We start from the raw sequence: 14,594 nt of genomic DNA on the forward strand, positions 1-14,594 counted from the left end.
ACGATGGCGAAGACGGCGGTGGTCACCGGCGCGGGTTCGGGCATCGGACGCGCGGTGGCCCGCGCGCTCCTGGAAGACGGCTACCGCGTCGCCTTGGCCGGCCGGCGCGCTTCGGCGCTGGAGGAAACCGCGTCGGGCTTCGGCAACGCGCTCGCCGTGCCCACTGACGTGTCCGACGAAGAATCGGTCGAAGCCCTCTTCGGAACCGTGCGCGACCGCTGGGGACGGCTCGACCTCCTGGTCAACAACGCCGGGATTTCCGCGGGCGGGACGGTCGCCGACCTGTCCGTCGAGGACTGGAAGCGGACCGTCGACGTCAACCTGACCGGCATGTTCCTCTGCGCCCGCCAGGCGGTGCGGCTGATGCAGGACCAGGACCCCCGCGGCGGCCGGATCATCAACAACGGCTCGATCTCGGCGCACGTCCCGCGGCCCGCGAGCGTCGCGTACACCGCGACCAAGCACGCGGTCACCGGCCTGACCCGGTCGATCTCCCTGGACGGCCGCGCCTGGAACGTCGCCTGCGGCCAGATCGACATCGGCAACGCGGCCACCGAGATGACCGAACGGATGGCGGCCGGCATCCCCCAGCCGGACGGCCGGGTGGTGGCCGAGCCGACGTTCGACGTCCGGCACGTGGCCGACGCGGTGCGGTACATGGCCGGGCTGCCGCTCAACGCGAACGTCCAGTTCTTGACCGTTACGGCGACCACCATGCCGTTCATCGGCCGCGGCTAGGGGATCACCCGCGCTTTCCGGAACTCGTCGAACAGCCGGTAGAACATCTGCTCCGTCTCGACGTACTCGTGGAACCCGGCCCGCCGCGCCTTCGACGTGTCCGCGAACATGTCGTAGTCCCAGCCGAACACGAAGTCGGCGAATGCCCAGGACGTCGAAACCTCCGCGTAGGAGGCCGAGAGCCCGTGGCGTTCCGCCATCGATGTCCACAGTGGACCCTTGTCCGCCATCACCTCCGCCAGCGACATCCGCAGCGGCGGCGCGACTTCGAGGCCGAAGTACGCCGCCAGTTTCGGCCACAGCTCGCGCCAGCGGAACAGGTCGCCGTTCGCGATGTTGAACGCGCCTTCGTGGCCGGTCGCCCAGACCGTCGCCGAGGCCAGGAGGCCCGCGTCGGTCATCTCCAGCAGGCGGTCGTACGCGCCCGGCTTGCCCGGGAAACGCAAGGGGAGCCCGAGTTCCTTCGAGATCGAGGCGTACACCGCGATCACCAGCGCGAGGTTCATCGGGTTGCCCAGTGCCGTGCCGCCGACCACCGACGGCCGGATCGCCGACCACGTCCAGGAGCCCGCCCGCCGTTCGAGGAACTGCTGCTGGTCGACGTTGAACTCGGGCGGCATGTGCCCGGCGTCGGTCTCGCGGGCCGGAGTCTTGAATGGCCCGAGGTGCGCGCCGTACACCTTGTAGCCCTGCATCAGGCTGACGTGCTCCAAGCCGGGCGGCGCGGCTTCGACGAGGTTCGTCAGCATCGCCAGGTTCGGCGGGACGAGCTCCGCCCACGTCGGTTTGTCCTGGTAGGCGGCGTAGAAGAGGTGGGTCGCCGCGGTCAGCGGGGCGAGCTTCGCGCGGGTGTCGGCCGGGTCGAGGAGGTCGACGGCGATCGTGCCCGGGCCGCCGCGCCGCGAGAGGCCGGTGACGTCCCAGCCGCTCGTGCGCAGGTGTTCGGTGAGGGTGCGGCCGATGATCCCGTTCGCTCCGGCGACCAGTGCTGTCTTGCGTTCCATGACTCCAGGTTCGGTCCGGCTAATCGATAAGTCCAAGGCTTGCTTGTCACCAAGTCGATAAGCTGTGTTCATGGCCAGTCTTCGGCAGCTGGAGTACCTCGTCACGGTGGTCGACACGGGGTCGTTCACCCGCGCCGCCGAGCAGCTGCACGTCACGCAGCCCGCGTTGTCGCACCAGATGCGGGCCCTCGAACGCAGCCTCGGCGGCCCGCTGCTCGAACGGCTGCCCCGCGCGGTCCGGCTGACGCCGATGGGCCGGGCGATGCTGCCGCACGCCCGCGCTGCACTGGCCGACGCCGAACGCGCGCGCTGCGCCGCCCGGCTCGCGTCCGGGACGACGGCGGGCGAGCTGCAGGTCGCGGCCGTCTACTCGATGAGCCTCGGCGTGCTGCCGCCCGCGTTGCGCGTGTGGCGGCGCGACCGGCCCGAGGTCGACGTCCGGCTCATCGAGTTCCGGCACGCCGACGAGCTGCGCGAGGCGATGGCCGCGGGCGAGGCCGACGTCGCGCTCGGCCCGCGCCCCGGCGACTGGGCCGGGCCGGTGCGGGAGCTGGGCACCGAGGAGTTCGTCGTCGTGCTCCCGTCGGACGGCGCTTCGGAGGACGACGCGACCGGCGTGGTCGACCTGGCGACGCTGGCGGACTGCGCGTGGGTCCACTACGCCCCCGGCAACGGCCTGGCCGAGCTGGTCGACGCGGCGTGCGCGGCGGCGGGCTTCCGGCCCCGCGCGGCGGTCCGCACCGAGCAGACGGCGGCCGCGCCGATCCTCGCCGCCGCGGGCCTCGGCCCGGCCCTGGTCCCGGCGAACGTCCTCCCGGCTCGGTTCGACGGCCGGGTGCTGCGGCCGGCGGTGCCGGTCCGCCGGGTCCTGGCCGCCTACACCCGCGCGGCTCCGGACCCGCTGACCACGGCGTTCATCGAGACCCTGGCCGGGTACGCCGCCGTCTGAGGAGCCGCCGCTTGTTCGCGCGCCGGTGCGGCGCCCTTCCCGTCCACCTCGATGAAGTAGAAAGATCGGGCTCCCGGGGCGATTGCACCGACCCGGCGAATTTGCGTATGTTGTACAATCTATGATCTTGTCGACAGCTCGGGAGGGCAGATGCCCCTGATTCCGGCCATGACGTTTCGTGGTGCTCTGGGGATCCTCGGGCATCACGAACACGCCACTCTGGCGAAGATCGATAAATTGCTGGGTGGCGCGATCATCGCCAGTGGCGCGGTGGCTTTGGGGGCGCCCGTTGCAGGGCCGCTGCTGGCCGTGGCGGCTCTGTGGGGGTGGGTCGATCAAAAAAATGAAGCAACGATGTTGATCCGAAGTTTGTTGGACGTGGTGGCTGGTCGCCGTTTCCGGGCGCGGGGCACCGAGCGTGCGGACCTCATTGCTGCGGCGCACACGGTTCTCGTCATCAGCTCGTTGATGGAAGTATTCCGTGAACGAGTCGACAAAACGTACTTCCAACCTTTGAAGGCGAGTTCGCAGGCGCAGTCCGAACTTCTGGATGACGACCTATCGGCGAAGTGCGTCAATTTGGTGGACGCTCTGCTTGGTATGGAAGTTCCCATTCCTTCGGCCAGTAAAAGCTTCCATGAGAATCTCGTTGAAGTGGCTTCCTGGCAAGGAGGCACGGCAGCACGTATCTATGACTTCTGCGAGCGGCTCAATACGGGCGGGTCCATCAAGTTGAACCTCGATTCGCTGACCGAGACTGCTCGTCGGAGATATGAGTCGCGCTACTATGAACTAGCGGCGAAGGTGCCTGATTTTTTTGTGTGGTCACTGGTTGGGGAACACGGCGCCACTCAGGTGAAGGTGGATAGCCTTCAGGTGGAGTTCCGTGAGGCTCTGAGTGAACAGTCGCGTGCACTCTCCAGATTGCAGTCGATCCTGACCGCGGCAACAGGGCTTGTCGATGAACGCTGTCGGATTCTGGTCGATGTCGTCAGACGGGCCGCGATTTCGAATTTGGATTCGCCGATCCTTCCGGTTGACACCAGTGAGGTGCTGTCCGGTGGCGGCATAGTTTTTCCCCCAATTCGGGACATCTACCTGGAGCCAAGATACCGTATCGCTAGATTTGCACCGGGCATGCCTGTTTCCGGGGAGTCATGGTGGGAAGAGCGGGAGGTTCACGACGACCTTGACATCCGTCTGGTGGCTCACTTCCTGTCGCCGGAGTCGAGGCGTCTGCCCATCCTCCTCTTGGGTCATCCCGGTGCGGGTAAGAGTATGTTGAGCAAAGTGCTCGCTGCTCGCCTGCCGGGTGATTCGTTCACCACGGTGCACGTTCCGCTGCGCCACGTGACAGCGGATGCGCCAATCTACCGTCAGATTCAGCAGGGGCTGGATCTGGTCACGCACGAACGCGTGGGATGGGAAGCTCTGACGGAACAGAGTTGCGAAACCGTGCGAGTCGTGCTGCTTGACGGGCTCGACGAGCTCCTGCAGGCCAGTAACATCAGCCGGAGGTCTTTCCTGCACGAGGTCGCTGAATTCCAGCGACTGGAATTGGCGCAGGGCAAACCGGTGGCTGTCATGGTCACGTCGCGAACGGTTGTTGTCGACCAGGTCGAAATCCCGAACGGCGTCGCCGTCGTCAAGCTTGAAGAGTTCACGGACGCGCAGATCGAACGGTGGAGGCTTGTTTGGAATAGGGCGAATGGGGATGCAATCGCCCGCGGCATGATGAGGGAGTTGACTGCGCAATCTGCTCATGCGGTCGAGTTGGCTCGGCAGCCCCTGTTGCTTTTGATGATTGCGTTGTACTCGGCAGACAGTGACGTGCCTCCTATAGATCGGGGTCTGTCGCAGACGGCCCTGTATCAACGGCTGATCGACAAGTTCGCCGAGCGTGAAGCCAGCAAATCTGCGTACCTGGGAAAAGAGGAATTGGCTGCCTTTGTCAGAGGGCAGATTCATCGTTTATCCGTAGCGGCTCTTGGTATGTTCAACCGAGGACGTCAACATATCACCGATATCGAGTTGGGTGAGGATCTCGCGGTGCTCAGCCCGACGACCGGTCATCCCCTTCGTCCTGCTGATGCGGGTCGTGTGCTTGTCGGTCAATTTTTCTTCATCCATACAGCCCAGAGCTCGGTGGGTGACCGTAGTAAGCAGCACACCTACGAGTTCTTGCATGCCACCTTCGGTGAATATTTGACCGCCAGGGAGATAGTGGAGATTCTTCGCGATACTGCCACGAGCTCGATATCTCGACGCGGCCTGCGGGAGCCCGACGACGATCTGCTGCTTGCGGTTCTGTCGCATCAATGCATTGCAGAGCGCACGCCGATTCTGCGCTTCATAAGAGATATTTTTGATACAGTGGACGTTGATGAACGCCGGCAAGTAACACAAGTCTTGCAGACTCTGATCACCTGCTTCCGCAGGCGTCATGGCACGGATAAATTCGCCAAGTATGAGCCCTCGCCGGTAGACAGGGTTCGAGAACTGGCCACCTACTCGGCGAATCTGACGCTACTTCGGGTCCTTGTCGAGCCAGCCGGTGACGTGCCCATTGTTGAATTGTGGCCGACGGGCGACAGTCTTCGTCAGTGGAGTTCTCAATTGGCGTTGTGGAAGGCCGGCTTAGACCCGGGCGGCTGGGAATCCGTTCTTTCTCTTCTTGTTCTGAAGGCTGGAAGTCTTACCATTCAGGCGGGTGAGAAAATCGGCTATGAAGTACAACGAGAGATCAAGTACGCTCTGCTTAGAAATGAGAGCCTACTTGCTGAATTCATCAAAGCTGGAAGTGAGCTCCATGTAAACACCAGGTTTTTTGAGGTGAGGATCCCGCAGGTGAACCCTTCGGCGATCGCATTGGTGGATCGGTTGCGCCCTCTGACGTATCGGTCAAAAGCGCAACTCGACCTGGATTCTGCACGAATGTATCCAGACCTTGCTTCCAGTGTTGATTTGCGGAACGCATTATTGCGGCACGTGAGCGAGTTTGCCTCGGTCGAAACCAGCCTTCTTGCTGTTCTTGCTGGCCGGGTGTCGATTTCAGAGATCGGTACGATGGCGAGTTCATTCATTCTCCCCCAGCGAATCGCTGGAGCCTCTGAGGGTATCGAGGTTTTCGATCTTCGGGTTCCCGATCTTGCGGCGTCGCTCCTAAAACAGTTCGCGCTGGGATTCGATCAGGAGGAGGCGTGTGTCCTCATTGAACTATTGCCGCGTCATGCCCTTGATGCGTACGCTTTGATGTCCACCTTGATCTCGTGTCCGGAGATCTTGCAGGAAATACCATGGCTCCAAGATCCCGAAATCTATGCTCCCTATCGAGGGCTCTTGCTCCTGATGCGGTTGGCGGAGCGCCCGGGTGCGACTGTGTCGACACGTCGAAATGCCTTGTTTGCCGAAATCAGAAATCGGTGGCGCACGTTACGTCAGCTGAGTACTGCTGAAATGTCGAGTGAGTTGGCGCACGGCTTCAGTTCTCAGCTCTCGCATGAAGGTTATCTGGCCCGCTCGAAAGAACTGAGAATATTCCCTCGGACCTTCGTGACAATTGCTGATTGAATGAGTTCCATGATGCGATCGACCCGGGCTGGAGCGTGACGCGGGCTCCCAGGTCACGCCACACCGATCCCGGCCAGCACCGGCCCGGTGAACGGCGTCGTCGTGACGTCGTGGACGCGCGCGCCCCACACGGCGTGACCGTGCCCGGACCACAACGGGGCCACCGGGAGGTCGCGCAGCAGCTGGTTCTCCGCCAGGCGGTACAGCTCGCCCGCCTCCTCCGGGGTGGCCGCCGCGTCGGCCAAGGCCAGGTTCTGGCGGAATACCTCGTCGGTGTAGCCCGACTCCGAAGCCAGGAGAGACAGCAGCTCGTACGGGCTCGGGCTGGCCGGCTTTACATCCACTGTGGAGGGTCCATCCAGCTGTCCGGTGTTCGGACGGGCCTGGGCCGTCACGGAAACGTCCAGGGCCTTGTGCAGCCCGACCACCAGGGTCCGCGTCCACGTCTCCGCGCCTGGTCCGAAGTAGACGGTCGCGCCGCCCGGGAACGCCGCCTGCTTCAGGAGGGCCTTGCCCGCCGCCGCGTCGAAGCTGCAGGGGCGGCAGGTGCCCGTCCGCTCGCCCGGGGCGTCCGCCGGGGGCAGGAGGGCCTTGGCCGGGTCGACCTGGTGTGCCAGCGGGCCCGCCTCCAGCGCCGCGCGGTCGACGCCGAGCGCGAAACCGTGGCGGACCGTCGGGTCGGCGAAGCGCGGGTTCGTCACCGGGAACGCCAGGTAGCCCGCCTCCGGGAGGGCCCACGTCGTGTGGCGGTCGGCGAAGTCGCCGTGCATCGCCTCGTGCTGGGCGCCGGGGACCTCGGTCGCGAGGTCGAGGGTGCCCGCCTTCACCGCCTCGTACTGGGCCGCCGGCTCGCCGACCCGCAGCTCGATCTCCTCGGCCTTCCCGGCGCCGACGCGCTTCAAGGTGCCGCCCGAACCGGGGTGCCAGCCGCCGTCGAGGCGGTACGGGCCGTTGCCGACCGGCGCCTTGGCGAAGCCGTCCCAGTCGTGGGAGGCGAGCACCGACGCCGGCAGCGGGACCAGGCCCGGCGCCGACAGCAGCGCGGGCACCTGGCCGGACGGGCGGTCGAGGGTCAGCGCGATCGTGTCCGGGGCCGTCGCCGTGATCTCGCGGGCCCGCAGCAGCTTGGTCAACACCGGCGTCGAGACCCACTGCGCCGCGGCGATCGCCCGCCAGGTGTCCACATAGGACTGCGCGGTGACCGGGGTGCCGTCGTGGAACGTCGCCGGCCGCAGCTTGACCGTCCAGTGCACCCGGTCGGCGCTCTCGATCGAGGCCGCCGCGCGCGGGGTGACCTTGCCCGACGCCGCGTCGTAGTCGGCGAGCGGGGTCCACAACGCGCTGGTCACCAGCCGGCCCGCCTGGTCGTCGAGGTCGGCCGGCAGGAGCGTCGCCGGCTCCCGGATGCCGACGGACAGCACGCCGGGCCGGGCGGGATCGGCGCCGGAACAGCCGGTGACGGCGAGGACCGAGGCGGCGAGCAGGACGAGCAAGCGCATGAGCAAGTCTTATCAGTCGGAAGGCAACGAAAGACGGTTGTGTCCGGTTGATCTCCGTCGTACCGTTCGGGAGGTCACGCTCGGAGCGTTCTGGGAGGTTTCGCGTGCGCACCTGGTTGCGGTCGTGCTTCGCCGCCGTCACCGTCAGCGCCACGCTGGTCGCGACCGGGCTCCCGGCCGCCGCCTGCGGCGAGGACGACAAACCCGCCACCCCCGCCGCCCGGACACCGGGCGACCCGGGCGCGATCAAGAACGTCAAGGCCGTCGGCAACGTCCCCGACGCCGCCGGCGCCATCTCGATCAACTTCCTCGACTACGGCCGGCGCGACGTCATGGTCGTGTCCGGCGAGTTCGGGCTGAAGGTCTACGACCTGACGAAGAACCCGGCCGCGCCCAAGCTCGTCGGGCAGGTCAGCCTGCCCGGGCTGTGGGAAACCGAGGACACCGAGGTCGACCAGGACCGCAAGCTGGTGTTCCTCTCCCGCGACCCGCGGGCCTACGGCGGCACCACGCACACCGGCGAGTCCGGCATCTACGTCGTCGACGTCTCGAAGCCCGAGGCCCCGGCCATCCTCAGCTACGTGAAGGTGCCGGCCGGCCACACCACCAGCTGCGTCGACGGTTGCCGGTACCTGTGGACCGGGGGCCCGGCGAAGGCCGACGACCAGCCGGCCGACTGGGGCGGCCGCCCGATCTGGGTCACCGACGTCCGCGACCCGAAGCACCCGAAGGTGAACCCGCAGCCGATCGAGCTGGCCCGCAACGACGGCAAGACCGACTACGTGCACGACGTCCAGGTGGACGACAACGGCGTGGCCTGGGTGTCCGGCCGCGGCGGTGTCCGCGGCTACTGGACGTCCGGGATCCACCGCGACCCGCTCACGAACAAGATCCGCCGCGCGACCGCGCACGAACCGGTCCCGTACGCCGGCGGCGGCATCGCCGAGACCGCGGCCCCGTCGCGGTTCATGCACAACAGCTTCCACCCGGCCGGCCACCGCGTCGGCGACGGCGCCTGGCGCGGCCAGGACCTGATCTACGCGACGGAGGAGAACTTCGTCGACGGCTGCGCGGGCGACGGCGTCCTGACGATCTCATCGCTGGCCGGCTCCTACCACGGCGAAGGCTGGCGCTCGACGCCGGAAAAGCCGTTCCGCCTGCAGAGCGTCGGCACCTGGGGCGTCAACGGCCAGGAGGGCAGCGACCCGGCGTCCGACGACTGCTCCGCGCACTACTTCGACGTCCGCGGCAAGATCCTGGTGCAGTCGTTCTACGCGCAGGGCACGCGGTTCCTCGACGTCAGCGACCCGACGAACCCGCGGCAGATCGCCTACTACCGCCCGGGCGACGCGAGCGCGTGGGCGCCGTACTGGCACGGGAAGTACGTCTACGTGGCCGACAACACCCGGGGTGTCGACGTCCTGCAGCTCACGAAGTAGCGCACCAGTAGCGCAGCCGCCCCGCCCGGCTGGTGTCGGCGAGCACGCCGCCGTTGCGTTCGATCACGCGCCGCGAGGCGTGGTTGTCCGGGGCGCAGGTCAGCAGCGCGCGCTCCAGGCCCGCCTCGTGGGCGGTGTCCAGGACGGCCCGCAGCAACGCTGTCGCGTGGCCCCGGCCGCGCGCGGTGGGGCGGATGTCGTAGCCGATGTGGCCGCCGAACTCGGTCAGCTCCGGGGTGAGGCGGAGGTTGAGCCGGGCGCGGCCCAGGAACTGCCCGTCCTCGACCCACCAGTAGATGCGGTGGGGCGTCCGGTCCCGCACGGTCGGGGCCGTGCCCAGCAGGCCGGCCCAGCGCAGGTGCTCGAGCCAGTCCCGGAACGCCGCCGGCTCGGCGACGTCGCCGAGCCGGATCTCCGGGACCTCACCCGCTTGCTGGAACTCGTGCAGGGCGGCGAGGAACGACTCGTGGTAGCTCTCGTCGGGGACGACCAAGGACATCGCCCGACCTTCCCCGATGTCCGCGGCACGGGCAAGCGGATTCCGGAGGCCGCCGCCGGGCCGGCGACGGCCTCCGGGGCGGCTTCAGGAGCGCAGCCACACCGCCGTGTCGGTCGGCAGCTCGCCGTCGACCGGCCCGCTGGCCAGCAGCACCTCGCCGGGCGGAAGCGGGACCGGCGAGGACGAGAAGTTCAACGCGAACGTGAACCCCGTCCGGAACGCCAGCACGCCGTCTCCCAGCGACAGCCATTCGAGCGGGCCGCCGGGAAGGGATCGCCGCAGCCGCAGGCCGTCTCGGTACAGCGACAGCATCGACGCCGGATCCGCCGATTCCGCCTCCGCCGTGTGGTCGCGCCAGGAGTCAGGCTGCGGCAGCCAGGCGCCGCCGGAACCGAACCCGAACGGCGGCTCGGCCCCGGACCACGGGATCGGCACGCGGCAGCCGTCGCGGCCCGGGTCGGTGCCGCGGGTGCGCGCGAAGACCGGGTCCTGCCGCAGCTCGTCGGGGATGTCCAGGACCTCCCACAGCCCCAGCTCCTCGCCCTGGTAGACGTACAGCCCGCCCGGCAGTGCCAGCGTCAGCAGCGCCGCCGCCCGCGCCCGCCGGGTGCCCAGCTCGAGGTCGACCGGCAGTTCGTGCAGCCGGTTCGCGAAGCTGAAGCCGGTGTCCGACTGCCGCCCGTAGCGCGTGACGTGCCGGGTGACGTCGTGGTTCGACAGCACCCACGCCGCCGGGGCGCCGACCTCGTCGTGCGCGCGCAGCGTGCGCGTGATGACGTCCCGGAAGCGCGCGGCATCCCACGGGCAGACCAGGAAGTCGAAGTTGAACGCCGAGTGCAGCTCGTCACGGCGCAGGTAGCGCGCCGCACGGGACATGTCCGGCAGCCACATCTCGCCGACCAGCACGCGCTCGCCGCCGTAGCTGTCGGCGATCTTGCGCCACGAGCGGTAGATCTCGTGCAGCCCCTCCTGGTCGGAGAACGGCGTCTCGTCGTCGTCGTCGACGTCGGGCAGGTGCGGGTCCTTGACCAGGCCGTCGGCGACGTCGATGCGGAAGCCGTCCACCCCGCGGTCGAACCAGAACCGCAGCACGTCCTCGAACTCCGTGCGGATTTCCGGGTTGTCCCAGTTGAAGTCGGGCTGGCGGGAGCTGTAGAGGTGCAGGTACCACTCGCCGTCCGGCACCCGCGTCCAGGCGGACCCGCCGAAGCGGGACTTCCAGTTGTTCGGCGGCTCGCTGCCGTCCGGGCCGCGGCCGGGCCGGAACCAGAACCGCTGCCGCTCCGGCGAACCCGGGCCCGCTTCGAGGGCGGCCTGGAACCAGCGGTGCTCGTCGGAGCAGTGGTTGGGCACGATGTCGATGATCACCCGGATGTTCCGCGCGTGGGCTTCGGCGATCAGCGCCTCCGCCTCGGCGAGGGTGCCGAACAACGGCTCGATGTCGCGGAAGTCGGCGACGTCGTAGCCGCCGTCGTCCATCGGGGACGGGTACCACGGCGTGAACCAGATCGCGTCGATCCCCAGGTCGGCCAGGTGGTCCAGCCGGGAGCGGACGCCGGCGAGGTCGCCGACGCCGTCGCCGTTGCCGTCCGCGAAGCTGCGGATGTACACCTGGTAGATCGCCGCGCTCCGCCACCAGCCGGTCTTGTCGGTCACGAAAGTGCCCCTCCTGGTCGTTTTCGGGAAAGGTCAGCCCTTGATGCTGCCGGCGGTCAGCCCGGCGAGGATCTGCCGCTGGAAGGCCAGGAACAGCGCCACCACCGGCAGGCTGGCCAGCACCATCCCGGCGACGAGCACGTTGAGCGGCATGTCGATCGCCACCCGCTGCAGCATCACCGAGAGCGTCTGCTTTTCGGTGTCCGGGAACACCAGCAGCGGCCAGATGAAGTCCTTCCACGCGGCGACCACCGCGAGGATCGACACCACGGCCAGGATCGGCCGCGAGATCGGCAGGATGATCCGCCAGAGCGTGCGCACCGGCCCGGCGCCGTCGATGCGCGCCGCTTCGATGAGCTCGTCCGGGATCTGGTCGAAGAACCGTTTCAGCAGGTAGATGTTGAACGCGTTCGCCGCCGCGGGCAGCCAGACCGCGGCCGGTGAGTTGATCAGGTTGAGGTGCAGCAGCGGCAGGTCCGTCACCGTCACGTACGTCGGCACCAGCAACGCGGTGGCCGGCAGCATCAGCGTGGCCAGCATCAGGCCGAGCACGACGTTGCCGAACTTCGGCCGCAGCTTCGACAGCGCGAACGCGGCCGGGACGTCGATGGCCAGCTGCGCCAGCCAGGCGCCGCCGGCGACGATGAGCGTGTTGAGGAAGTACTTGCCGAGGCTGAGCTGGTCCCAGGCGTCGGCGAAGGTTTCCGGGTGCCACTCGTGCGGGACGAGCGTCGCCGGCGTCTGCGCCAGTTCCTGCGGCGACTTCATCGCGCCGGTCACGACCCAGTAGAGCGGGAACATGAAGGCCAGGACGAAGACGGCGAGGGTGCCGGCGAAGACGACGCCGTAGACGACCTTGCCGCGCGGGCTGCGCAGCGCGCCGGGGGAGACGAGCGTTCTCATGACTGGTCCGCCTTCCGCGTCAGCCGGACGTACCACGCCGAAAACACGCCGAGCGCCACGAACAGCAGCAGGCTCATCGCGCTCGCCGAGCCGAAGTCGTTGTAGACGAAGGCGTAGCGGTAGAGCAGCAGGAGCACGGTCACCGTGGAGTCGTCCGGGCCGCCGCCGGTCATCACGTACGGCTCGGTGAACACCTGCATGGTCGCGACGACCTGCAGCAGCAGGAGCACCAGCAGGACGAACCGGGTCTGCGGGAAAGTCACGTGCCGCAGGCGTTTCCACAGCCCGGCGCCGTCGAGCTCCGCGGCTTCGTAGAGCTCGCCGGGGATGGTGCCGAGCGCGGCCAGGTAGATGAGCGTGGTGCTGCCCATGTTGGCCCACGTCGAGACGAACACCAGGGACAGCATCGCCGTCGTGCTGGAATCCAGCCACTGGCCGCCGGGGAGGCCGACCGCGCCGAGCGCGGAGTTGAACAGCCCGGGGCCGGGGTCGTAGAACCACTTCCACATCAGCGCGGTGACCACGGGCGGCAGCATCACCGGCAGGTAGACGGCGAGCCGGAAGAACGCCTTGGCGTGCCGCAGTTCGTTCAGCAGCACGGCGGTGAGGAACGGGACGGCGAAGCCGAAGACCAGCGCGAGCCCGGTGAACAGCAGCGTGTTGCGCCAGGCGACGCCGAAGAGCGGGTCGTCGAACAGCTTCGTGAAGTTGCCGAACCCGACCCACGTCGGCGCGTTGACGAAGTCGACCTGCTGGAAGCTCAGCAGGACACCGCGCACGATCGGGTACCAGGAGAAGAGGGCGAACACCACGAGCGCGGCGCAGAGGAGGCCGTACGCGGTGAGGTTCTCCTTGAGCTTGCGGCGGGCCCTGGTGCCCGCCCGGGTGGCGGCCGGGCGCCCGGCCCGCGACGGTTTCGCCGCGGGCCAGGCGAGCAGGCTACTTGACCTGGGCGAGGACACTGTTGACCTTCGACGCGGCGGAGGACAGCTGCTGGTCGAGGTTGGCGTTCTGGTCGGTCAGGACAGCCTGCATGACACTGTCGAGCGCGGCGTAGATCTGCTGCGCGTTCGGCGGCTCGATGCTGCCCTTGATCCGGCTGGTGGTATCCACATAGGACTGAAAGTTCTTCGCGGGCACGTTGGCGTACTTGGCCTTCAGCGCCAGCTGCTGTTCGCGGACGGCACCGGTCCAGACGTCCGGCGTCGGCTCGGCGGGCAGCCCGACCGGCTGCTTGCCGTCGACGTACTGCTGGATGTGCTTCTCGAAGCGGTCGGGGTTGAGGTACTTCCACTGGATCCACTCGAGGCCGGCCTTGACCTTCTCCGGGGAGGCCTTCGGGTTGATCATGTACCCCTCACCGCCGAGCAGGGTGCCCTGCCCGCCGGGCATGCCGGCGATGCCGTAGTCCTCGTACTTGCCGTTGAACTGCTTGACGAGCACGGGAACGTTGTCCGGGGCGGCCATGTACATGCCGAGCTGGCCGGCGCCCATCATCCGCTGGACGTCCTGGGCTTCGAGGAGCTGCTTGGCGCCCATGGAGTTGTCGGTCCAGCGCATGTCGTGCAGGTACTGCAGGGCCTGCTTGCCCTTCTCGTTGGCGAAGTCGGCAACCCACTTGTCGCCGTCCTTGCGGGCGATGTCCCCGCCCATGGAGTACAGCCACCCGGTGAGGTGCCAGCCGCCCTGGTTGTTCTTGCTGTAGTCGGCATACCCGACGACACCGTTGCCCAGCGCGGAGATCTTCTTCGCGGCTTCGCGGACTTCGTCCCAGGTCTGCGGCGGCTTGTCGGGATCGAGCCCGGCCTTCTGGAACAGCGGGCGGCTGTAGAGCAGTCCCATGGTGTAGTTCATGGTGGGCAGGCCGTAGAGCTTGCCGTTCGCATCACGGAAGTTGTCGAGGAGCTCCGGCTTGATGTCGTTGACGTGCGGCACGCTCTTCGCGGCTTCGGTGATGTCGGCGGCCTGGTGCCGCGCGATGATCTGAGCCGGATCGGTGAAGTAGACGTAGTAGACGTCTTCGAGCTGCCCCCCGGCGAGTTTCGCGGAGAAGGTCTTCGGATCCATGAACCCTTCGTGCGGCTCGATGTCGACGTTCGGGTGGGAAGCCTCGAACTCCTTGACATCGGCATCGAAGACGCTGCGCTCGAACGGCTGACTGGTCGGCGGCTGCCCGGTAACGGTGATCTTCACCTTGCCGCCGGCCGGGGTGGCGGTATCCCCGTCACCGCAGGCGGCGACGGTCAGGGCGAGGCCGCCTGCGGCCAGCAGGCACAGCGTCCGGCGAGCGGCGGTTCTGGACCAGGGACTGCTCATCTCAAGCCTCTTCTCGGGGTC

At 67.5% G+C, this 14,594-nt stretch carries 11 protein-coding genes; 4 read left to right on the plus strand and 7 right to left on the minus strand.

Annotated features, from left to right (window positions below):
- Nucleotides 1-3: 3 nt before the first annotated feature.
- Nucleotides 4-738 carry an SDR family oxidoreductase gene (locus tag AB0J55_RS34575; protein ID WP_364258282.1) on the plus strand — a complete coding sequence of 245 codons (735 nt, stop codon included), beginning with the start codon at nucleotides 4-6 and terminating at the stop codon, nucleotides 736-738.
- On the opposite strand, the gene AB0J55_RS34580 is transcribed toward AB0J55_RS34575, so the two are convergent.
- Nucleotides 735-1,742 carry an SDR family oxidoreductase gene (locus AB0J55_RS34580; protein ID WP_364258285.1) on the minus strand — a complete coding sequence of 336 codons (1,008 nt, stop codon included), beginning with the start codon at nucleotides 1,740-1,742 and terminating at the stop codon, nucleotides 735-737. The genes AB0J55_RS34575 and AB0J55_RS34580 overlap by 4 nt on opposite strands.
- Nucleotides 1,743-1,812: 70 nt before the next feature.
- On the opposite strand from AB0J55_RS34580, the gene AB0J55_RS34585 reads away from it, so the two are divergent.
- A complete protein-coding gene (locus AB0J55_RS34585; RefSeq protein ID WP_364258288.1) occupies nucleotides 1,813-2,691 on the plus strand; it encodes a LysR family transcriptional regulator in 879 nt (292 codons plus the stop codon).
- 150 nt (nucleotides 2,692-2,841) lie between these two features.
- Nucleotides 2,842-6,261, plus strand: coding sequence for an AAA family ATPase (locus AB0J55_RS34590; RefSeq protein ID WP_364258291.1), 3,420 nt, complete (start codon nucleotides 2,842-2,844; stop codon nucleotides 6,259-6,261).
- Between the two features lie 53 nt (nucleotides 6,262-6,314).
- Here the strand turns inward: AB0J55_RS34590 and AB0J55_RS34595 are convergent, their stop codons facing one another.
- Complete coding sequence (locus AB0J55_RS34595) at nucleotides 6,315-7,760, minus strand: ABC transporter substrate-binding protein (RefSeq protein WP_364258294.1); 1,446 nt, start codon at nucleotides 7,758-7,760, stop codon at nucleotides 6,315-6,317.
- A 104-nt stretch (nucleotides 7,761-7,864) separates the two neighbouring features.
- On the opposite strand from AB0J55_RS34595, the gene AB0J55_RS34600 reads away from it, so the two are divergent.
- Nucleotides 7,865-9,199 carry a hypothetical protein gene (locus AB0J55_RS34600; protein ID WP_364258297.1) on the plus strand — a complete coding sequence of 445 codons (1,335 nt, stop codon included), beginning with the start codon at nucleotides 7,865-7,867 and terminating at the stop codon, nucleotides 9,197-9,199.
- Here AB0J55_RS34600 and AB0J55_RS34605 read toward each other — a convergent pair.
- The 5 genes from AB0J55_RS34605 to AB0J55_RS34625 all read right to left on the minus strand — a co-directional run bounded on the left by AB0J55_RS34605 (nucleotide 9,189) and on the right by AB0J55_RS34625 (nucleotide 14,573).
- The gene (locus tag AB0J55_RS34605) at nucleotides 9,189-9,698 is read right to left on the minus strand and encodes a GNAT family N-acetyltransferase (protein ID WP_364258300.1); all 510 of its coding nucleotides are present in this window, start codon (nucleotides 9,696-9,698) and stop codon (nucleotides 9,189-9,191) included. The genes AB0J55_RS34600 and AB0J55_RS34605 overlap by 11 nt on opposite strands.
- A gap of 84 nt (nucleotides 9,699-9,782) precedes the next feature.
- Nucleotides 9,783-11,354: a glycoside hydrolase family 13 protein gene (locus tag AB0J55_RS34610; RefSeq protein WP_364258303.1), complete on the minus strand. Its 1,572-nt coding sequence runs from the start codon at nucleotides 11,352-11,354 to the stop codon at nucleotides 9,783-9,785.
- Nucleotides 11,355-11,387: 33 nt separating this feature from the next.
- Entirely contained in the window at nucleotides 11,388-12,257 is an 870-nt protein-coding gene (locus tag AB0J55_RS34615; protein ID WP_364258305.1) for a carbohydrate ABC transporter permease, read from the minus strand.
- Entirely contained in the window at nucleotides 12,254-13,219 is a 966-nt protein-coding gene (locus AB0J55_RS34620) for a sugar ABC transporter permease (RefSeq protein WP_364258308.1), read from the minus strand. The genes AB0J55_RS34615 and AB0J55_RS34620 overlap by 4 nt, the downstream gene beginning before the upstream one ends.
- Nucleotides 13,197-14,573 carry an extracellular solute-binding protein gene (locus AB0J55_RS34625; protein ID WP_364258311.1) on the minus strand — a complete coding sequence of 459 codons (1,377 nt, stop codon included), beginning with the start codon at nucleotides 14,571-14,573 and terminating at the stop codon, nucleotides 13,197-13,199. Before AB0J55_RS34625 ends, AB0J55_RS34620 begins: the two co-directional genes overlap by 23 nt.
- Nucleotides 14,574-14,594 lie beyond the last annotated feature (21 nt).

Source organism: Amycolatopsis sp. NPDC049688 (assembly GCF_040674975.1).
Taxonomy (GTDB): domain Bacteria; phylum Actinomycetota; class Actinomycetes; order Mycobacteriales; family Pseudonocardiaceae; genus Amycolatopsis.

Bases quoted from the DNA above. Each gene is read 5' to 3' on its own strand.
- AB0J55_RS34580 (WP_364258285.1), bottom strand. From the start codon at position 1,742: ATGGAACGCAAGACAGCACTGGTCGCCGGAGCGAACGGGATCATCGGC.
- AB0J55_RS34595 (WP_364258294.1), bottom strand. From the start codon at position 7,760: ATGCGCTTGCTCGTCCTGCTCGCCGCCTCGGTCCTCGCCGTCACCGGC.
- AB0J55_RS34590 (WP_364258291.1), top strand. From the start codon at position 2,842: ATGCCCCTGATTCCGGCCATGACGTTTCGTGGTGCTCTGGGGATCCTC.
- AB0J55_RS34615 (WP_364258305.1), bottom strand. From the start codon at position 12,257: ATGAGAACGCTCGTCTCCCCCGGCGCGCTGCGCAGCCCGCGCGGCAAG.
- AB0J55_RS34575 (WP_364258282.1), top strand. From the start codon at position 4: ATGGCGAAGACGGCGGTGGTCACCGGCGCGGGTTCGGGCATCGGACGC.
- AB0J55_RS34625 (WP_364258311.1), bottom strand. From the start codon at position 14,573: ATGAGCAGTCCCTGGTCCAGAACCGCCGCTCGCCGGACGCTGTGCCTG.
- AB0J55_RS34605 (WP_364258300.1), bottom strand. From the start codon at position 9,698: ATGTCCTTGGTCGTCCCCGACGAGAGCTACCACGAGTCGTTCCTCGCC.
- AB0J55_RS34585 (WP_364258288.1), top strand. From the start codon at position 1,813: ATGGCCAGTCTTCGGCAGCTGGAGTACCTCGTCACGGTGGTCGACACG.